Source organism: Bradyrhizobium sp. UFLA06-06, from assembly GCF_054820065.1.
In genome coordinates this window covers 177,553-196,375 of sequence record NZ_JADFUD010000002.1, presented here as the reverse complement: position 1 = coordinate 196,375, position 18,823 = coordinate 177,553, and the positions used below count along the sequence as shown (strand labels likewise).

The 18,823-nt window shown below is 64.3% G+C and carries 16 protein-coding genes and 1 tRNA gene; 10 read left to right on the top strand and 7 right to left on the bottom strand.

What is annotated here, in order from left to right; translation table 11 throughout:
• The first annotated feature begins 18 nt into the window (after positions 1–18).
• The 3 genes from IF803_RS02740 (at position 19) to IF803_RS02730 (ending at position 3,336) form a co-directional block, all read left to right on the top strand.
• Complete coding sequence (locus tag IF803_RS02740) at positions 19–2,499, top strand: penicillin-binding protein 1A (RefSeq protein WP_461191188.1); 2,481 nt, start codon at positions 19–21, stop codon at positions 2,497–2,499.
• Positions 2,500–2,681: 182 nt separating this feature from the next.
• Positions 2,682–2,755, top strand: a tRNA-Gln gene (locus IF803_RS02735).
• Between the two features lie 173 nt (positions 2,756–2,928).
• Entirely contained in the window at positions 2,929–3,336 is a 408-nt protein-coding gene (locus IF803_RS02730) for a GNAT family N-acetyltransferase (RefSeq protein ID WP_461191231.1), read from the top strand.
• 10 nt (positions 3,337–3,346) lie between these two features.
• Here IF803_RS02730 and IF803_RS02725 read toward each other — a convergent pair whose 3' ends face one another.
• The 3 genes from IF803_RS02725 to IF803_RS02715 all read right to left on the bottom strand — a co-directional run bounded on the left by IF803_RS02725 (position 3,347) and on the right by IF803_RS02715 (position 8,271).
• A complete protein-coding gene (locus IF803_RS02725) occupies positions 3,347–3,853 on the bottom strand; it encodes an invasion associated locus B family protein (RefSeq protein WP_461191230.1) in 507 nt (168 codons plus the stop codon).
• 105 nt (positions 3,854–3,958) lie between these two features.
• Positions 3,959–7,105: an efflux RND transporter permease subunit gene (locus IF803_RS02720; protein ID WP_461191187.1), complete on the bottom strand. Its 3,147-nt coding sequence runs from the start codon at positions 7,103–7,105 to the stop codon at positions 3,959–3,961.
• Entirely contained in the window at positions 7,102–8,271 is a 1,170-nt protein-coding gene (locus tag IF803_RS02715; protein ID WP_461191186.1) for an efflux RND transporter periplasmic adaptor subunit, read from the bottom strand. The genes IF803_RS02720 and IF803_RS02715 overlap by 4 nt, the downstream gene beginning before the upstream one ends.
• A gap of 182 nt (positions 8,272–8,453) precedes the next feature.
• Here IF803_RS02715 and IF803_RS02710 point away from each other — a divergent pair, with 182 nt between their 5' ends.
• The 7 genes from IF803_RS02710 (at position 8,454) to IF803_RS02680 (ending at position 15,137) form a co-directional block, all read left to right on the top strand.
• Positions 8,454–8,915: a MarR family winged helix-turn-helix transcriptional regulator gene (locus IF803_RS02710; protein WP_016841339.1), complete on the top strand. Its 462-nt coding sequence runs from the start codon at positions 8,454–8,456 to the stop codon at positions 8,913–8,915.
• Positions 8,916–9,041: 126 nt separating this feature from the next.
• Entirely contained in the window at positions 9,042–9,281 is a 240-nt protein-coding gene (locus IF803_RS02705; RefSeq protein ID WP_028344615.1) for a hypothetical protein, read from the top strand.
• 260 nt (positions 9,282–9,541) lie between these two features.
• Positions 9,542–12,109, top strand: a complete 2,568-nt coding sequence (locus tag IF803_RS02700; protein WP_461191185.1) for a TonB-dependent receptor — start codon at positions 9,542–9,544, stop codon at positions 12,107–12,109.
• A 20-nt stretch (positions 12,110–12,129) separates the two neighbouring features.
• Positions 12,130–12,819, top strand: coding sequence for a Fe2+-dependent dioxygenase (locus IF803_RS02695; RefSeq protein ID WP_028334318.1), 690 nt, complete (start codon positions 12,130–12,132; stop codon positions 12,817–12,819).
• A gap of 3 nt (positions 12,820–12,822) precedes the next feature.
• Positions 12,823–13,863 carry a tonB-system energizer ExbB gene (exbB, locus tag IF803_RS02690; protein ID WP_461191184.1) on the top strand — a complete coding sequence of 347 codons (1,041 nt, stop codon included), beginning with the start codon at positions 12,823–12,825 and terminating at the stop codon, positions 13,861–13,863.
• Between the two features lie 3 nt (positions 13,864–13,866).
• A complete protein-coding gene (gene exbD / locus IF803_RS02685) occupies positions 13,867–14,331 on the top strand; it encodes a TonB system transport protein ExbD (RefSeq protein WP_016847206.1) in 465 nt (154 codons plus the stop codon).
• An 11-nt stretch (positions 14,332–14,342) separates the two neighbouring features.
• The gene (locus tag IF803_RS02680; protein WP_069277763.1) at positions 14,343–15,137 is read left to right on the top strand and encodes a cell envelope integrity TolA family protein; all 795 of its coding nucleotides are present in this window, start codon (positions 14,343–14,345) and stop codon (positions 15,135–15,137) included.
• 52 nt (positions 15,138–15,189) lie between these two features.
• On the opposite strand, the gene IF803_RS02675 is transcribed toward IF803_RS02680, so the two are convergent.
• The 4 genes from IF803_RS02675 to IF803_RS02660 form a co-directional block, all read right to left on the bottom strand.
• Positions 15,190–16,425: an ABC transporter substrate-binding protein gene (locus IF803_RS02675; RefSeq protein ID WP_038384091.1), complete on the bottom strand. Its 1,236-nt coding sequence runs from the start codon at positions 16,423–16,425 to the stop codon at positions 15,190–15,192.
• Positions 16,426–16,621: 196 nt separating this feature from the next.
• On the bottom strand, positions 16,622–17,029 hold the full coding sequence (locus IF803_RS02670; protein WP_461191229.1) for a hypothetical protein: 408 nt from the start codon (positions 17,027–17,029) through the stop codon (positions 16,622–16,624).
• 103 nt (positions 17,030–17,132) lie between these two features.
• Positions 17,133–17,813, bottom strand: coding sequence for a site-2 protease family protein (locus tag IF803_RS02665; protein WP_461191183.1), 681 nt, complete (start codon positions 17,811–17,813; stop codon positions 17,133–17,135).
• A gap of 84 nt (positions 17,814–17,897) precedes the next feature.
• Positions 17,898–18,800: a DMT family transporter gene (locus IF803_RS02660; RefSeq protein ID WP_461191182.1), complete on the bottom strand. Its 903-nt coding sequence runs from the start codon at positions 18,798–18,800 to the stop codon at positions 17,898–17,900.
• Positions 18,801–18,823: the final 23 nt, after the last annotated feature.

Genomic DNA, 18,823 nt, shown 5'->3' with positions numbered 1-18,823 from the left:
GCCACGGAAATCTGGTCGATGAAATTTCTGTTGCGGTTCTTCGGGTTCCTGTTCACCGCAGGCACCATCCTGTTCCTGGCTGGTCTGGCCGCAGTCGCAGGGCTGTTCTGGCATTTCTCCAAGGACCTGCCCGACTATTCGCAGCTCCAGAACTACGAGCCGCCGGTGATGACCCGCGTGCATGCGGCCGACGGCTCGCTGCTCGGCGAATACGCCAAGGAGCGCAGGCTCTATCTGCCGATCCAGGCGGTGCCGAAGCTCGTGATCAACGCGTTCCTCGCCGCCGAGGACAAGAATTTCTACGAGCATGGCGGCATCGACTATACCGGCATGGCGCGCGCCGGCGTCTCCTACATCCAGAACTTCGGTTCCAACCGGCGGCCGCAGGGCGCCTCGACCATCACCCAGCAGGTCGCCAAGAACTTCCTTTTGACCAACGAGGTCTCGTTCACCCGCAAGATCAAGGAAGCCTTGCTGGCGATGCGAATCGAGCGGGCTTACTCCAAGGACAAGATCCTCGAGCTCTATCTCAACGAAATCTATCTCGGCCTTGGCGCCTACGGCATCGCGGCGGCCTCGCTGGTGTATTTCGACAAGTCCGTCAATGAACTGACGGTCGCGGAAGCGGCCTATCTGGCGGCGCTGCCGAAAATGCCGGCGAGCCTGCATCCGGTGCGCAACCGCGCGCGCGCGGTCGAACGCCGCAACTACGTGATCGACCGCCTGCAGGAGAACGGCTGGATCACCGCGGCCGACGCCGACAAGGCGCGCAAGGAGCCGCTGACCGTCACCAACCGCAGCAATGGCGCGCACACCTTCGCCGGCGAATATTTCTCGGAAGAAGTCCGCCGCGACATCTTCGAGCGCTATGGCGAGAAGAAGCTCTATGAAGGCGGCCTTTCGGTGCGCACCACGCTCGACCCCAAGGTCCAGGTGATGGCGCGCAAGGCCATGGTGGCTGGGCTCGTCAACTATGACGAGCAGCAGGGCTATCGCGGCGCGATCCAGAAGCTCGACCTGACCAGCGACTGGGGCGTGCCGCTCGCCGAGATCAAGTCGCTGTCCGACATCTCGCCGTGGCGGATGGCGGTGGTGCTGGAGAGCAACGATCAGTCGGCACGGATCGGTTTCCAGCCGGGCCGCGAACTCGGCGGCGCCATCAGCAAGCAGCGCGAGACCGGCATCGTCACGATGGACGGCGTGCGCTGGGCCAAGAGCAGGGGCAAGACGCCGACATCGGTGGCGCAGGTGCTGCAGCCCGGCGACGTGATCTACGCCGACCCGCTCTTCAGCAAGGACGGCCAGCGCGTCGAAGGCCAGTACCGGCTGCGTCAGATCCCCGAATTGTCGGGTGCGATGGTGGCGATGGATCCGCACACCGGCCGCGTGCTGGCGATGGTCGGCGGCTTCTCGTTCGACCAGAGCCAGTTTAACCGCGCGACCCAGGCCTATCGGCAGCCCGGCTCGACCTTCAAGCCGATCGTCTATTCGTCGGCGCTCGACAATGGTTACACCGGATCGACCATGATGATCGACGCCCCGATCGAGATCGACCAGGGGCAGGGCAACATCTGGCGGCCCGAAAACTTCTCCACCGGCAAGTATCAGGGCCAGGTGACGCTGCGCAACGCGCTGCGGCTGTCGCTCAACACGGTGACCGTCCGGCTGGCGCAGGAAATCGGCATGCCGCTGATCGGCGAGTATGCAAAGCGCTTCGGCGTCTATGACGAGTTGCCGAACTATCTTGCCTATGCGCTCGGCGCCGGCGAAACCACGGTGATGCGGATGGCCACGGCCTATTCGATGATCGCCAATGGCGGCGTCCGCGTGAAGCCGACCTTGATCGACCGCATCCAGGACCGCTACGGCCACACCATCTTCAAGCACGATCAGCGCGAATGCCGCGGCTGCGACGCGCCGGAGGGCTGGAAGAGCCAGCCGGAGCCGCAGCTCGTCGACCGCCGCGAGCGGGTGCTCGACGCGATGTCCGCCTACCAGATCACCTCGCTGATGGAGGGCGTGATTCAGGCCGGTACCGGCACCGCGCTGAAAGACGTCGGCAAGCCGCTCGCCGGCAAGACCGGCACCTCGAACGAGGCGAAGGATCTCTGGTTCGTCGGCTTCTCGCCGGACCTCGTGGTCGGTCTCTATGTCGGCTACGACAAGCCGCGCTCGCTCGGCCGCAACGCGCAGGCCGGCCACACCGCAGCGCCGATCGCGCGCGACTTCCTGAAGCTCGCGCTGGCCGACAAGCCCGCCACCCCGTTCAAGCAGCCGGTCGGCATCCGGCTGGTCCTGGTCGATGCCAAGACCGGCCAGCGCGCTGCGCCTGGCCAGAACAGGGGCGTGGTGCTCGAAGCCTTCAAGCCGGGTCAGGCGCCGCCGTTCAATGATCCCGGGATGGTCGCTGGCACCGATGTGATCGACGGCACCCAGCAGGGCATTTCGCCGGACGCCGATCGAGCCGTGATGCGGTCAGGGACGGGCGGGCTTTACTGAGGCTTGGTGGGCAAGGCCTTCTGGCCGCGATTTTCACGCCCATTCCCCGCCAACAATGCTTGCCAAGCGTGGGACCAAGCGGGTAGAAGGTCGCACTCGCGCGGGCGCTGATTTGGCAGGCGAACCCGCTGCACCGAGATGTCCAGTCATCCAGCTAAGCTGTTGATACCACGGGCAATTCTTGGGGAATGGTGTAACGGTAGCACAACAGACTCTGACTCTGTTTGTCTTGGTTCGAATCCAGGTTCCCCAGCCAATCTGCCTCGGTGGCGCGGTCATCCTTTGAAATCCCGACGAGATTGCCGGCGCGGCCCGCGCCTGATGCAGGACGCGGTGTGTGCCATCACGGCATGAGGGTGGATCAGTCCAGCGTAATCGCCCATGGTCCCGCACGTGTGGTCCGGCTCGTTGCGACAGAGGTTTAAGGTGATGGACGAAATTCTCTATGCCCGCGAAGCGTCGATCGGCGTCGACGAGTTCATCGAGGTGCTGCGCCAGTCGGGCCTCGGCGAGCGGCGACCGCTGGCGGATACCGACCGGATGGAGCGCATGATCGCCAATGCGAATCTGATCGTGACGGCGCGGAAGGCGGGCAAGTTGGTCGGCGTGTCGCGCGCGCTGACCGATTTCGCCTATTGCTGCTATTTGTCGGACCTTGCAGTCGATCGCCAGTACCAGGGACATGGCATCGGCAAGCGCCTGATCGCGGAAACGCGGCGTCTCGCCGGACCTGAATCGATGTGCCTGCTGTTGTCGGCGCCTGACTCGATCGGGTTCTACAAGACCATAGGCATGCCGCAGCCGGACAACGCGTTCCTCTACAAGCGGGAGCGATAACTGCGCGGGCCTACTTGATCTTGTCGTAGACCGTCGCGAAGTCGGCGAGCGGCATCGGGATAGAGATGGTTTCCTTGCCGAGATTCTGGAACGACACCTTGAGCTGCTTGCCCGATTTCAGCTGGGTCAGGACATCGGCGGCGATCGGCGTGTTGATGTAGCAGCCGCGCGCTTCGCAGGTCTGGATCGGCACGTCGACGGCCTTGCCGTCGTCGACCTGCAGCTTGGCGCCGACAGGCAGGTTCAGTCCGAGCGGAAGCTGGATCAGCGCAACCGGCGTGCGGGTGTCGCCGGGCACGCGGATATTGACCAGCACGATCAGCTGGCCGGTCTTGGTGAGCACCGCGGTCTGTTCCATCGCGCATTCGAGCGGGGCGTCGCGGCTCGCACTGGTGCAGCGCGCGACCCAGCCGGAATTGTTGGGGGCTGCTGCATCACCCTGAGGCGCGGCGGGAGCAGCTGCCGGAGCGGGCGCGTTCTTGTTCTTGGCCGTCTGGGCATGGCCAGCGTGGCCCATGCCGAACAAGGTCAACAGGACGAAGAGCGACTTTGCGACAATCTTCACGATACCGGCTCCGAAATGGACATCTTTCGGATGTGCCGGGATGCCGGCAAAGTCAAGTCACTCGGCGGCCTCCTTGACCGATCCATGCTCGCCGTCGTCAGCGTCGTGGTCGGCGGGCGGCGAGCGGCCCCAGTTTGCAAACGCGTTGGAGAGCTTGTCGAGATAGAGATAGACGACCGGCGTCGTGAACAGGGTCAGCGCCTGGCTGACGATCAGGCCGCCGACCATGGCATAGCCGAGCGGCTGGCGGATTTCCGAGCCGGTGCCGGTCCCGAGCATCAGCGGCACGCCGCCGAGCAAGGCGGCCATCGTCGTCATCATGATCGGGCGGAAACGGAGCAGGGCGGCCTGGCGGATCGCCGCCACCGGCTCCATGTGCTGGTCGCGCTCGGCCGCGATCGCGAAGTCGACCATCATGATGCCGTTCTTCTTCACGATGCCGATCAACAGGATGATGCCGATCAGCGCGATCAGCGAGAAGTCGAAGCCGGCCGCCATCAGGATCGCGAGCGCGCCGACGCCGGCCGACGGCAGCGTCGACAGAATCGTGATCGGGTGGATGTAGCTTTCGTAGAGAATGCCGAGGATCAGGTAGACGACCACGAGCGCCGCGAGGATCAACAGCGGCACGGTCGACAGCGATTGCTGGAACGCCTGCGCCGTGCCCTGGAAGCTCGAGCTCAGGGTCGGCGGCGCGCCAAGGTCGACCATCGCCTTCTGTACAGCTTCCGTCGCCTGGCCGAGCGCAACACCCTGCGCCAGGTTGAACGAGATGGTGATCGCCGGGAACTGGCCCTGGTGGCTGATCGAGAGCGGCCGGACCGGCACGCTGGTCCAGGTCGCGAATGTCGAGATCGGCACCTGTTCGCCGGTCAGCGGTGACTTGATGTAGATATTGTTCAGCGTGTCGATCGCGCCCTGCAGCTCCGGCAGCACCTCGAGGATCACGTGGTAGCTGTTGAGCTGGGTGAAGTACTGCGTCACCTGGCGCTGGCCGAACGCATCATAGAGCGTGTCGTCGATCAGCTGCGGCTGGATGCCGTAGCGCGAGGCGGTGTCGCGGTTGATCTTCAATTCGAGCGTGGTGCCGTTGGTCTGCTGGTCGGTGGCGACGTCGCGCAGCTGCGGCAGCGTCTGCATCTTGCCGAGAATCTTCGGCGCCCATTCGTTCAATTCGGCGAGGTTGGCATCCTGCAGCGTGAATTCGAACTGGGTGCGGGTCGGGCGGCCGCCGAGGCGGACGTCCTGCGCCGCCTGCATGAACAGCCGGGCACCCTCAACCTTCTCCAGCTTCGGCCGCAGCCGGGCGATGACCTGCTGTGCGTTGGCGTCGCGATCCTTCAGCGCCTTCAGCGTGATGTACATCGCGCCGTTATTGCCGGCACGGCCACTACCGCCGATCGCCATCGCCACCGTCGCCACTGCGGGATCCTGCATGACGATCTTGCCGAGCTCCTCCTGCTTGCGCTTCATGTCGGCAAAGGAGATGTCCTGGTTGGCTTCCGAGGTCGCGGTGATCAGGCCGACGTCCTGCTGCGGGAAGAAGCCCTTCGGGATGATGACGAACAGGTAGACCGACAGCGCCAGCGTCCCGAAGAAGATCATCAGCGTCGTGAACTTCCAGCGCAAGGCGAGGTCGAGCACGCTCTGATAGCCGCGCAGCATGGCGTCGAAGCCGCGCTCGCTGAGCTGGTAGAACCGACCGTGCTTCTCGTCATTGTGGGCGCGCAGGAAGCGCGAGGCCATCATCGGGGTCAGCGTCAGCGATACGAACATCGAGACGAAGATCGTCATCGCGAGCACGACCGCGAATTCGCGGAACAGGCGGCCGATGATGCCGCCCATCAGGAGCAGCGGGATCAGCACCGCGACCAGCGAGATGCTGATCGAAACGATGGTGAAGCCGATTTCCTGCGAGCCCTTGAAGGCGGCCGCCATCGGCTTCTCGCCCTCTTCGATGTAGCGGCTGATGTTCTCCAGCATCACGATGGCGTCGTCGACCACGAAACCGACCGCGATCGTCAGCGCCATCAGCGACAGATTGTCGAGCGTGTAGCCAAACACCCACATCAGCGCGCAGGCGCCGAGCAGCGCCAATGGCACCGTGACCGTCGGGATCACGGTCGCCCAGAAACTGCGCAGGAAGACGAAGATCACCATCACGACCAGGAAGATGGTCAGGAGCAGGGTGAACTGGACGTCCTCGACCGCCGCGCGGATCGTGGTGGTGCGGTCGCTGATCACGTCGATCTTGATCGCCGGCGGGATCGCAGCGACCAGCCGGGGCAGCGTCGCCTTGATCTTGTCGACGGTGTCGATGACGTTGGCGCCGGGCTGCTTGAAGATGACGAGGAACACGCCGCGCTTGCCGTTGGCCCAGGCGGCCTGCTTGGCGTCCTCAGGCCCGGTGACGGCCTGGCCGATGTCACGGATCCGCAGCGGCCCGCCATTGCGGTAGGCGATGATGACGTCGTTCCACGGGCTCGCCGTGAGCAACTGGTCGTTGGCGTAGATGGTATAGGCGCGGGTGGCGCCGTCGATATTGCCCTTCGGACTGTCGACGGTGGCGATGTTGATCGCGGCTCGGACGTCCTCCAGCGACAGGCCCTTGGCGACGAGCTTGGCAGGGTCGATCTGGACGCGAACCGACGGCTTCTGCTGGCCGCCGATGATGACCTGCGCAACGCCCGAGATCTGACTGATCTGCTGCGCCAGCTGGGCGTCGACGGCGTCGCTGACCGTCGTCAGCGGCAGCGTGTCCGATGTCGCCGACAGCAGCATGATCGGCGAGTCGGCCGGGTTGACTTTGCGATAGGTCGGCGGCGAGGGAAGGGTTTTCGGCAACTGGCCGCTGGCCGCGTTGATGGCGGCCTGCACGTCATTGGCGGCGCCGTCGATGCTGCGGTTGAGGTCGAACTGAATGGTGACCGCCGCCGTGCCGAGATAGCTTGTCGAGGTCATCTGCGCGATGCCGGGGATCTGCGCGAACTGGCGCTCCAGCGGCTGGGCGACCGAGGTCGCCATCGTTTCGGGGCTGGCGCCGGGCAGGGTCGCGGTGATCTGGATGGTGGGGAAGTCGACCTGCGGCAGCGGCGCGACCGGCAGCAGCGGATAGGCGACGAGGCCGACGAAGAGGATGCCCGCCATCAGCAGCGAGGTGCCGATGGGGAAGCGAATGAATGGTGCGGAAATTCCGGCGCTCATTCCTGCGTAACCTTCGACTGGGACGGATCCGAGCTCGCCACCGCCGTCGTCACCAGGGTTCCCGGCGAGACCTTGTACTGGCCCGCGGTGATCACCTGCTGTCCGGGCGACAGGCCCTCGTCGATCACCGACTTGCCGTCGATCGACTGGCTGACCTTGATCTTGCGAAGCTCGGCCTTGTTCTCCTGATTGACTGAATACGCGTAGAGGCCTTCGGTGCCATGCTGCACCGCGTCATCCGGGACGATGGTGGCATCCTTCAAGGTTCTGACCAGAAGCCGGGTCGAGACCGACTGGCCCGGCCACAGCGCGTGGTCCTTGTTATCAAACACCGCCTTCAGCCGGACAGTCCCGCTGGTGGTGTCGACCTGATTGTTGATCAGCGCCAGGGTTCCGGTGGACAGCACCCGCTTGCCGTCGGTGGTCAGGGCAATGGTCTTGGGCGGCGCCACGGCCAGCGCCGCCTTGATATCCGGCAGCTGGTCTTCCGGCGCGGTGAAGATCACGGTGATCGGCTCGATCTGGGTGATCGTGACAATGCCGGTCTGCGCCGAGGCATTGACGATGTTGCCGATATCGACCAGTCGCAGGCCGACAATCCCGTCGATCGGGGACTTGACGGTGGTGTAGTCCACCTGGGTCTGGGCGTTGAAGATGGCGGCCTCGTCAGCGGAGATCTGGGCGGTCAGCTGGGCCACCGTGGAGCGCTGGGTGTCGAGCTGCTGGCGCGTCGCGAACTCGCCGAGCTTGGTGTAACGCTGCAGGTCGAGATTGGCGTTGGCGAGATTGGCTTCGTCCTGGGCCTTCTTGGCCTTGGCCTGGTCGAGCGTCGCCTGATAGGGCCGCGGATCGATCTCGACCAGCGTGTCACCCGCCTTGACGAACTGGCCTTCCTTGAAGGCGATCCTGGTGATCTGGCCGTCGACCCGGGTGCGGACCTGGACGGTGTTGAATGCCTGCACGGTGCCGAGGCCGGTGAGATAGACCGGGAAGTCGGCCTTCTCGACCGGCGAAATCTTGACTGGAACGGCCGGGCGTTGAGCGGAGCGCTTCTGCGCGGCTTCGGCAGCCTGCTGGTTGCTCGTGTGTTTCTGCCAGCCGAAATAACCGGCGGCGCCGACCGCAGCGATCACTAAAACCCAACCGATGGTGCGTGACTTCGACATGCGGACTCTTGGGTTCGACGTAACAATAAAGGGTGATCGAAACGGTTCACAGAGCTTGCGGATATAATATGCGTGCACTTAATGTGTAAACACACCAAGGCTTGAGAATCCTAAACATTTGGAAAGGTTTAGGTCAGAAACGAGCAGAAACATTTCGTCTGGGAAACGCACCGAGGACCCCTATGTCGCTCGATCTCAAACGCCAGTTTATTGCGCAGCTCGTCGAGAGTTCCCGGCTGCTGCGCAATTATATCGATCATCGCGCCAAGGCGCGAGGCACCACGCGCGCGCAATGGATCGTGCTCTTCCGCCTGCGCGAGCAGGAGGGACTGTCTCAGGTCGATCTCGCCGACGTCCTCGAATTGCAGCCGATCTCGCTGGTGCGGCTGCTCGACCGCCTCGTCGAGCATGGCCTGCTCGAACGCCGTCCCGATCCCAGGGATCGCCGTGCCAATCGCCTGTTCCTGACCAGGAGCGGGCGCCGCCTCGTCGACGATCTCGACAGTCTGCGCGACGCGATCGCCGGCGACGTGTTGCGCGACGTCTCGGACAAGCATGTCGAAAGTGGCCTCGCCACGCTGCGCGAGGTCAAGGATCGCATCAAGGCGCTCGGCGAGGAGGCGGAGCGCATCGCCGCGAAATAGCGCGCCTCATCGCGCGCAGATCCTGCTCTCCATCGGTTCATCTGTTGCAGCTTGCGCGAGCCGGTTGAAACGTCGCGGGATGTCGTTCATATCGCGCAGCGACGATGCGAGAGGATGAGGGCCGCGATGGATGAGTTGAACGGGCGCATGATGGCATGCCAGATCCTGGTCACCGGATTGATCGCGCGCGTCGCCAACGAGCAGCGGGACCCGCTGCGTTTTCTCACCGACTTCCGCGACGAGATCAAAGCGGTCGTCAACGGCGTCAATATAGCCGGCCTCGAAAACAGCGACCGCGTGCGGCAGGTCGCGCAGCGGACGATCGACGAGCTGTTTTCGCTGATGAAGCCACCAAGCGCCGAGTGATCGGGCAGACGCAAGGACAGCGCCCCGCAAGCGGCCGCCAATGACGGGCAGTACCGATTTAGAACGATTATTAGAACGCTTAAAAACTACAGTTTAGAACGATTTCAAACCGTAGATTAGAATCGCTTTGAATTGGGGCGATTCAAGCCAACTGTTGCGCTCGTCGCATTGATAAAAAAAGTCACGCTCGATAACCGAAAGAGACAGTTCGTCGCAGCTTCATTTCGCGAGCGGGCTGACTTTTCTGGGGCGAGCAAGACATGAGCAATATGAAGGCGCCGAGATCGCTGCGCTTTGATGCAGCGATCGGTACGGCTGATGACACCGGTTATTCCGCCACGAAGGTCTCCGCAGTCGCGAGCCTGATCGCGGTGGCGTCGTTTTCGGGGGCCGAGGCGCAGCAATCCAACCTGCCGCCGGTGAATGTCGATGCGCCGGTCGCTCGCCCGCGGCCCGTGACGTCAAAGCCCACGTCGGACCAGGTCCGCGCCCGCAACGCGCTGCGCCGCGCCGCGCGCCGCAACAACCAGCAGGCACAGCAGGCGCCGGTGCCGTTTCCCAACGCCGGCGGTCTTCCCGCCGACCGCGATCCCTATGCGGATCCGGCCGCGCCGTACAAGGGCGACCGTCTGCAGTCGTCCGGGAAATATCCCGAGCCGATCCTGAACACGCCGAAATCGGTCACGGTGCTGACCAAGGACGTGCTCGAAGACAAGAACGCCACATCGCTGAAGTCGGCGATCCTGTCGACCGCCGGCGTCACGCTCGGCACGGGCGAGGGCGGCAATGCCTTCGGCGACCGTTTCTTCATCCGCGGCTTCGACGCGCGCAACGACATCTTCATCGACGGCGTGCGCGACTCCGGCGTCAGCGTCCGCGAGAACTTCTTCACCGAGCAGGTCGAGATCCTGCGCGGCCCGGGCTCGTCCTTTGCAGGCCGCGGCACCACCGGCGGCGCGATCAACATCGTCACCAAGCAGGCGACGACGCAGAACAGCTTCTACAACATGGACACCACGTTCGGCACCGATCGCACCAAGCGCGTGACGCTCGACGTCAACCAGGTGATCAGCCCGACGCTGGCGATCCGCGCCGGCGGCCTGTTCCAGGATGCCGGCGTCGCCGGCCGCAGCTATGTCACCGACGACCGCAACGGCGCGTTCGTCGCCGGCACGTGGAAGCCAGTCGACGCGGTGAAGATCACCGGCAACTACATCCACACCGAGCTCACCGGCATCCCGGATTTCGGCGTGCCGTACTACCGGCCGAGCACCGCGAGCACGGCCGGCGGTCCGTTCCCGGATTTCGGCGTCAACCGCAACAATTTCTACGGCTTCGTCAACCGCGACTTCTTCAGGACCGGGCAGGACATCGGCACCATCAACGCCGAGGTGCAGATCACGCCGGACCTCGTGGTCAGCAACAAGATCCGGGAATCTCGCTCGACCCAGAACTACATCGGCACGCTGCCGGAAGCGCCGACGCTGGCCGCCGGCGCCCCGTTCACGGCGTATACGCTGAGCGCCAATCCGCAAAGCCGCTACCAGGTCACCGACGTGTTCGCCAACCAGACCGAGGCGACCTACAAGTCGGTCGACGGCCTCGGCTTCAAGCACACGACGACGGCCGGCGTCGAATACGACAACGAGCGGTCCTCGATCGACAGATATCTCGGCCTGAGCTCGGAAATAACGACCGGCACATCGGCTTTCACGGGAAGCGGATCGCTCTCCGGCGTCAGCGTGTTCAATCCGCAATACACCAACATTCCGTTCCCGATTCCGTCGGGGCTGTCCGGGATGCCGACCAAGATCGGGATCGACACCACCAGCGGCTACATCATGGATACCGCGAACTATAATGACTTCGTGATCCTCAATGGCGGCATCCGCTATGACGACTACAAGATCAACACGTCCGGATATCTGACGTCGGGCAACAGGACGACGTTCGGCAGTCAGTCGGCCGACTTCGGGATGCCGAACTTCAATCTCGGCCTCACCTTGAAGCCGTTGCCAAACGGCAGCGTCTATGCGGCCTATGCGACCTCGTCCAACCCTGTCGGCGCCGAGTTCGACGGCACCAGCACTGCGTATGGCGGCTTGTCTCCCGTGCTGAACGGCGGCAATACCCAGATCTTCGGACCGGAAAAGAACAAGGCGATCGAAGTCGGCACCAAGTGGGAATTGTTCGATCGTCATCTGCTGGTGACGGCGGCGCTGTTCCAGACCGAGAAGGAAAATGCGCGCGAATCGCAGAACGTGAACAACGCAACCGCGGCCGCAGCGCTCGGCTGCTCCTATCCGACCGGGACGACCGGCAACATCTCCTGCATCACCGCGGGCGCGGCTTACCGCATCCGCGGCATCGATCTCGGCGTCGGCGGCAAGATCACCGACAAATGGAGCGTGTTCGGCGGTCTCGTGCTGATGCAGTCGGCAGTGACGAGGTCGCTCGCGCCGCCGGCCAACACCATCCTGTATTCCAGCAATGTCGGACTGCCGCTCGCCAACGTCGCGCACCAGTCGTTCAGCATGCTGACCAAGTACCAGCTCACCGACATGTGGGAGCTTGGCGGGCAGGCGGTGTACCGCTCGAAGGTCTATGGCGGCACGCTGCTCGCGGCCAACCAGGGCACCTCGATCCCGAGCTACTGGCGCTTCGACGCCTTTGCCGAAGCAAAGATCGACAAGCACTGGACGATGAAGCTGTTCGTCAACAACATCTTCGACAAGCGCTACTACGACGCGCTGTACCAGAGCGCAGCGCCATTCGTGCTCGAAGCGCCGGGACGCGCCGCGTATCTGGTTGTTTCTGCGCGTTACTGACGGAGGCTTCGCGGCGACAGATGCTGGTCTGTGTTCCCAACGTATTGAGCAAAGCTGATGTGGCGGACTTCCGCCGCATCATGGCGCAAGCCGAATGGGAGGACGGCCGCTCGACCGCCGGCGCCGCGTCCGCGATGGTCAAGCGCAACGAGCAGCTGCCGCCCGACAGCGAGGTCGCGCGGCAGCTCGGCAACCGCATCCTGTCGGCGCTGTCGGCGAGCCCGCGCTTCATCTCGGCGGCGATCCCGCTTAGAATCTTTCCACCCTTGTTCAACCGCTATGCCGCCAGCGACGGGCACCATTTCGGCCTGCACGTCGACAATGCGGTGCGCGGCGACAGGCTGACCGGGATGAGGATCCGCACCGACCTCTCGGTCACGCTGTTTTTATCGGAGCCGGAGGACTACGACGGCGGCGAGCTCGTCATCGAAGACCTCTACGGATCCCATGAAATCAAGCTGCCGGCAGGGGATCTCGTAGTTTATCCTGCTTCCAGTTTGCATCTGGTCACGCCGGTTACGCGGGGGACGCGGGTAGCGTCTTTTTTCTGGCTGCAGAGCATGGTACGGGATGCACACGCGCGCAGCCTGATCTTTGATCTCGATACAGCGATCCAGGCTCTGGTGGAGCGGCTGGGGCGCGATGACCCCGAAACGGTCAAATTGACCGGGATTTATCACAACCTGATCCGTCACTGGGCTGAAGTGTAACTGATGATGACATTCAAGTTCCCCGCTGCATCCGCCATGATCGCCTCGCTGGCGATGCTGATGCTGGCCGCGCCGTCTTCGGCGCAGCAGCAAACGGCGCCTGTAGCGCAGCCCGCGCCCGTGACCCGGCCTCAGCCCGCACCCGCGGCCCAGCCGGCGGCAGCCCAGCCTGCGGCGGCTGCCCAAGCCGCACCGGTGGCCGCCCAGCCGGCACAAGCGACGCCGCAGGCTCAGGCCGCGCCGGCCCCTGCCGCGGCGGCTCCGACGGCGAACGAGGCCTCCCTGGCTGCGCCCGCGAGCGGCGACGGCAAGTCGCTGAAGTCGACCTCGACCGGCCTGCACGAATTGTCGCCGTGGAATATGTTCTTGAACGCCGACATCATCGTGAAGGCGGTGATGCTCGGTCTCGCTTTCGCCTCGCTCGTGACCTGGACCGTGTTCATCGCCAAGATGGTCGAGCTGACGGTCGCGCAGCGCAAGCTGCGTGGCGCGCTGGCCAAGATCGCTGAATCGCGGTCGCTGGCCGAAGCGCAGTTCGCGCTCGGCGCCAAGGGCAGCGTGCTGTCGTCGTTCATCGCGGCTGCGATGCGCGAGGGGCGCCTGTCGGCGGGCATCTCGAGCGACAGCGGCATCAAGGAGCGCGCGGCGTCGAGCTTCGCCGAGATCGTACGCGCCGAAGCCCGCAAGATCCGCATCGGCATGGGCCTGCTCGCGACCATCGGCGCGACGTCGCCTTTCGTCGGTCTGTTCGGCACGGTCTGGGGCATCATGAACAGCTTCATCGGCATTTCGAAGTCGCAGACCACGAACCTTGCCGTGGTGGCGCCGGGCATCGCGGAAGCGCTGCTCGCGACCGCGATCGGCCTCGTCGCGGCGATCCCGGCCGTGATCATCTACAACCACTTCTCGCGGGTCACGAAGGTCTATCTCGAGCTCGTCAACCGCGCCTCGGGCGCCGCGGGACGGCTGTTGTCGCGCGACCTCGACCGCACCCATGGCGACGTTCCGCGCAGCGCGCATGCGCGCGCCGCGGCGGCGGAGTAGGCGATGGCGGTCTCGATCTCCGAAAACGATGGCGACGACGATTTCGCGGAATCCCACGAGATCAACGTCACGCCGTTCATCGACGTCATGCTGGTGCTGCTGATCATCTTCATGGTGGCGGCACCGCTTTCGACCGTCGATCTTCCGATCGATCTGCCGACCTCCAGCGCGACGCCGCAGAAGAAGCCGGACAAGCCGACCTATCTCAGCATCAAGCCGGATCTCACGCTGGCGATCGGGGAGAACGCGGTGAAGCGCGTCGACCTGGTCAATTCGCTGGATGCCATACCCGACATGAGCCGGGACAAATACGTGTTCCTGCGGGCCGATCGGATGGTACCCTATGGCGAGCTGATGGGCGTGATGGAGCTGCTGCGCGCCGGCGGCTACACGCATGTGAAGCTGGTCGCGCTCGAGGGCGTTCCGGGAGCGCCTGCGGCCGCGCAGGCCGATCCGGCCAAACCCTGACGGCGAACGCGATGTCCACCAACCCCGATCTCGACCTGCGGACCTCGAAGCGGCTCTGGGTGATCGCTGCCGTGACGGCGGTCGGGCTTCATCTGGGCGGTGCCGCACTGGCGCTGACCAATTTGCGCGGCGACGACGGCGACGAGGGGCTTGGCGCGGCCGGCGCGGAGTACGCCGTCGAGCTGGCTTCCGCGGATGCGACCGAAGAGGCCTTACCGCCCGGACCGCTGGCTGACGAGCAGCAGGCTGTGCAGGAAATGGCGCAGCAGAAGGCCGAGGTGAAGGACACCGACCTGCCTCAGGAAAAGCCGGTGGAGTCCGACGACCCCGATCGCATCGTGACGGAAGACACCGCCAAGAAGCAGAAGGAGGAGGAGGCCAAGGTCGCCAAGGTCGAGACCAACGCGCAGGAAGCGCAGCAGGCTTCGGAGGCGGCCGCGCCGACCAAGCTGGAGGACGCACGACAGTCGGAGACCACCAAGGCGCCCAACCCAGGCATCGGCAAGGACAAGCTGCTGCTGACCGCCAAGTGGGGCAAGAAGATCAGCGCTTATCTCGACCTGCACAAGAAATTCCCGGAGAAGGGCAAGGCCAAGGAGGCCAAGGTGAAGGTCGCCCTGGTGCTGAATCGCCTGGGCAAGGTGCTGTCGGTTGCCGTGCTGGAATCGTCCGGAGATGCCGCCTTTGACGATGCGGCGATCTCGATGGTCCACCGGTCCGATCCGGTCCCGGCGCCGCCGGCCGACCTGACCGACGATCAGTTCTCCTTCAGCCTCGACGTCAACTACAACAAGCCGAAGAAGTAGTTGTTGTCCCTCCGGGGCGCGACGAAGTCGCGAGCCCCGGAATGACGCTGTCTCAGCTCTTCTTCACCAGCGGGCAAACGCTCTTCTCGAGCGGCAGCCAGGCCTCATCCGCGGGGATGGTGGCGACCAGCTTGTAATAGTCCCACGGATATTTCGAGTCCGACGGCTTCTTCACCTCGAACAGATAGGCCGGGTGAATCTTGCGGCCGTCGACGCGGATCGAGCCCTTGCCGAACAGGGGATCGTCGGTTGGCAGCTCCTTCATCTTGGCGACCACGGCGCGGCCGTCATGCGGATTGCCGCCGAGCGCTTCCAGCGCCTTGAAATAGTGGATCAGCGACGAATAGACGCCGGCCTGCACCATGGTCGGCGGGTTCTTCTTGAAGCGCTCCATGAAGCGCTTGGTGAAGGCGCGGGTCTGGTCGTTCATGTCCCAGTAGAATGTCTCGGTGAAGTTTAGCCCCTGCGCGACGTTGAGGCCGAGCGCGTTGATGTCGGTGATGAACAGCAGCATGCCGGCGAGCCGCTGGCCGCCCGAGACGATACCGAATTCGGCCGCCTGCTTGATCGCGTTGGTGGTGTCGCCGCCGGCATTGGCGAGACCGACGATCTTGGCCTTCGAGCTCTGCGCCTGCAGCAGGAAGGACGAGAAGTCGGCATTGTTCAGCGGATGCTTGACGCTGCCGAGCACCTTGCCGCCATTCGCAGTGACCACCGCCGAGGTGTCGCGCTCGAGCGCCTGGCCGAATGCATAGTCCGCGGTGAGGAAGAACCAGGTGTCGCCGCCGGATTTCACCAGCGCCTTGCCGGTGCCGTTGGCGAGCATGTAGGTGTCATAGACCCAGTGCACCGTGTTCGGCGAGCACTGCGCGCCCGTGAGGTCGGACGAGGCGGAGCCCGAGTTCAGGTTGACGACGTTCTTCTCCTTCGAGAGGTTGGCAATCGCGAGCCCGACATTGGAGGCCGCGAGATCGACGAACACGTCGACCTTCTCGACATCGATCCACTGCTTGCCGATGTTGACCGCGACATCGGGCTTGTTCTGGTGATCAGCCGAGATCAGATCGATCTTCCAGCCCTTCGCCAGCAGCCCGGAATCCTCGATCGCCATCTGCGCCGCCACCGTCGAGCCGGGACCGCCGATATCCTGATAGAGGCCGGACTGATCGCCGAGCGCGCCGACCTTGGCGACCTTGTCCATCGTCTGCGCCGACGCACCGCCGCAGAACGCAAGACTCGTGGTCATGACCAAGGCCGTCGTGACCGAGGCTGCAATGGAACGCTTCATCTTCCCTCCAGTATGATTTTGTTTTTTTGAGTTCCGCATTATGCCCGGCATCGGGCGCATCGCCTAGAGCGCCGGCGCGATCGCTCGTGCGCGATATTCCACGCCACGGCGATTGCGCAACCGGTGACGCGCGACGGGATGCCGCGGTGTGCGGAGGTCGATCATCCAACGCGGATAGGGTGAAGCGCGGACGGCGCTATTTCCAGTAGTACCGGATCGCGACGTAGACCACGACGAGGCAGGCGAAGATCAGCGCCACCGGCATCGGGCGCCTGGCGTTCGGGTCGGAGGCGCTCGTCTTCTTGGCGGGCAGGCGGCGGAACGCCGTGACATTGCCGCTGTCAGCCACCGGCTCACGCGCGCGCGCCGGAACCTCCGGCGCTTTGCCCGCGCCGCCCATCTCGACATAGTAGGTGCGATACATTTGCTGGATGGTCGCCTCGCCGGCGTCGGCTTCGCTCATCTGTCCCAGCAGCTTGTTGTAAATGGCCAGGAAATTCTGCGCTTCGGGCGGCAAGGCGGAGGCGCCGTTCAGCTTGGCCATCATCTTCCAGGTCGCAAAGTCGGCCCGCGCGCGGGTGTCGGCGCGTCGTGCAATCAGCATATCGGCAGCTTTGATCACCATGGCCTCGAAGCGTTCCCGTCCTCAACGCACGACCCGGAAGAAAGGCTACCGGTTTTCCGGTCGGATCATACGCAGATCAAGGCTATGTGTTTCCGGTAATGAGGAGAAGGGCGTTGATTACATAGCCGGTCAGAGTTCGCAGTATCGTTGAAATAACATCAAGATTTAGGCCGACTTGCTGGCCGATCACCGGCAGCAGGATCAACAGCCCGATCAGGATCAGCATGCCGTAGGGCTCCAGCCGGGCGAGCGGGATCGCCAGCGGCCTTGGCAGCAGCCCGACCGCGACCCGGCCGCCGTCCAGCGGCGGGATCGGCATCATGTTGAAGATCGCGAGCACGATGTTGATCAGGAAGGCGTTTTTCAGGTTGTCCGCGGTCCATTTTGCGGCATCGGCCGGCACCAATGGCAGCGCGTGGAATGCCAGCGCCGCGGCGATCGCCAGGATGATGTTGGTGGCCGGACCGGCGAGCGCCACCCACACCATGTCGAGCTTGGGATGTTTGAGCTTGCGGAAGTTCACCGGCACCGGCTTGGCATAGCCGAACAGGAACGGCGAATGCGCGAACAGCAGCACCGCAGGCAGGATCAGCGTGCCGAATGGATCGATGTGCTTCAGCGGGTTGAAGCTGACGCGGCCGAGCTGCCAGGCGGTGTCGTCGCCGAGCCGATGCGCGACGAAGCCGTGCGCGGCTTCGTGAAACGTGATCGCAATGACCACCGGCAATACCCAGACGGAGATGTCATAGAGGGAAATGTTCAATGGCGTGCCGCCTCGGGTTCGCTGGGACCGGACCTCAGGCTAGCACGGATTCGCTGAAGGCCTTGCGGGCGAGCGTTGCCGCAGTCAGCGCATGTCGGGAGCGACCGCGTGCGCCAGGGGCGGCTGGGTGGTCGCGATCCAGATGCCAACGAAAACGGTGACGATGCCGGCCACCAGATTCCAGCTCAGCGGCTCGCCGAGCAGCGCTGCGCCGACCAGCGATGCCGCGATCGGATTGACGGTGACCGAGATCGCCACCCGGGTCGGCGTCGTCCGCTCCAGCGCGAGAGCCCAGAGATAGAAGGTGAGTGCGGCGCCGAACGCGCCAAGATAGATCGCGCCGAACCATTGCGGCGCGCCGAAATCGGCGACCGGCGCAAAACTGCCGCGCAGCAGCGACGCTGTCATGAGGACAACAGCCCCGGCGGCCATCGCGAGCGTGGTGAAGGGGATCGGGCCGGAGCGGCGGATATAGGGTTTTGACCAGATGCTGTAGAGCGCCATGCACAGCGCGGCCGCGACCATCAAGAGGTCGCCGCGCCAGGCGCCAGGTGGCGCCGTGGCGAGGCCGGAGAGCAGCGCCATCGAGACGCCAAGGATGGTGATCAGCACGCCTGCGGTTTTGCGCGCGGTGAGCGCTTCGGCGCCCAGCACCGCGCCGACCAGCATGGTCAGCAGCGGCAGCGTCGACAGCGCGAGTGCGCCGCGCGCGGCGGTGGTGAAGATCAGCGAGGCGTTGAACAGGACCGGAAATGCCGCAAAGAACAGCAGGCCGAGGCCGGCAACGCCGGGCCAGTCGTGCCGTGGCGGCCAGCTCCGGCGTTGCAGCAGTGCCAGCGGCAGCAGCAGCAAGACGCCGATGCCGAAGCGGAACGCGCCGATCGCCAGGGGATCGATGGCGCCGACCAGAAACCGCGTCGCCCCGATCGAAGTGCCGCCCAGCGCGCTCGATGCCACCGCCGCCAACACGCCCCAGATCTCGCCCATTCCGTTCGCCCCTTGGTTTTGCT

Bases quoted from the DNA above. Each gene is read 5' to 3' on its own strand.
- IF803_RS02740 (WP_461191188.1), top strand. From the start codon at position 19: ATGAAATTTCTGTTGCGGTTCTTCGGGTTCCTGTTCACCGCAGGCACC.
- IF803_RS02730 (WP_461191231.1), top strand. From the start codon at position 2,929: ATGGACGAAATTCTCTATGCCCGCGAAGCGTCGATCGGCGTCGACGAG.
- IF803_RS02725 (WP_461191230.1), bottom strand. From the start codon at position 3,853: ATGGGCCACGCTGGCCATGCCCAGACGGCCAAGAACAAGAACGCGCCC.
- IF803_RS02720 (WP_461191187.1), bottom strand. From the start codon at position 7,105: ATGAGCGCCGGAATTTCCGCACCATTCATTCGCTTCCCCATCGGCACC.
- IF803_RS02715 (WP_461191186.1), bottom strand. From the start codon at position 8,271: ATGTCGAAGTCACGCACCATCGGTTGGGTTTTAGTGATCGCTGCGGTC.
- IF803_RS02710 (WP_016841339.1), top strand. From the start codon at position 8,454: ATGTCGCTCGATCTCAAACGCCAGTTTATTGCGCAGCTCGTCGAGAGT.
- IF803_RS02705 (WP_028344615.1), top strand. From the start codon at position 9,042: ATGGATGAGTTGAACGGGCGCATGATGGCATGCCAGATCCTGGTCACC.
- IF803_RS02700 (WP_461191185.1), top strand. From the start codon at position 9,542: ATGAGCAATATGAAGGCGCCGAGATCGCTGCGCTTTGATGCAGCGATC.
- IF803_RS02695 (WP_028334318.1), top strand. From the start codon at position 12,130: ATGCTGGTCTGTGTTCCCAACGTATTGAGCAAAGCTGATGTGGCGGAC.
- exbB (WP_461191184.1), top strand. From the start codon at position 12,823: ATGATGACATTCAAGTTCCCCGCTGCATCCGCCATGATCGCCTCGCTG.
- exbD (WP_016847206.1), top strand. From the start codon at position 13,867: ATGGCGGTCTCGATCTCCGAAAACGATGGCGACGACGATTTCGCGGAA.
- IF803_RS02680 (WP_069277763.1), top strand. From the start codon at position 14,343: ATGTCCACCAACCCCGATCTCGACCTGCGGACCTCGAAGCGGCTCTGG.
- IF803_RS02675 (WP_038384091.1), bottom strand. From the start codon at position 16,425: ATGAAGCGTTCCATTGCAGCCTCGGTCACGACGGCCTTGGTCATGACC.
- IF803_RS02670 (WP_461191229.1), bottom strand. From the start codon at position 17,029: ATGCTGATTGCACGACGCGCCGACACCCGCGCGCGGGCCGACTTTGCG.
- IF803_RS02660 (WP_461191182.1), bottom strand. From the start codon at position 18,800: ATGGGCGAGATCTGGGGCGTGTTGGCGGCGGTGGCATCGAGCGCGCTG.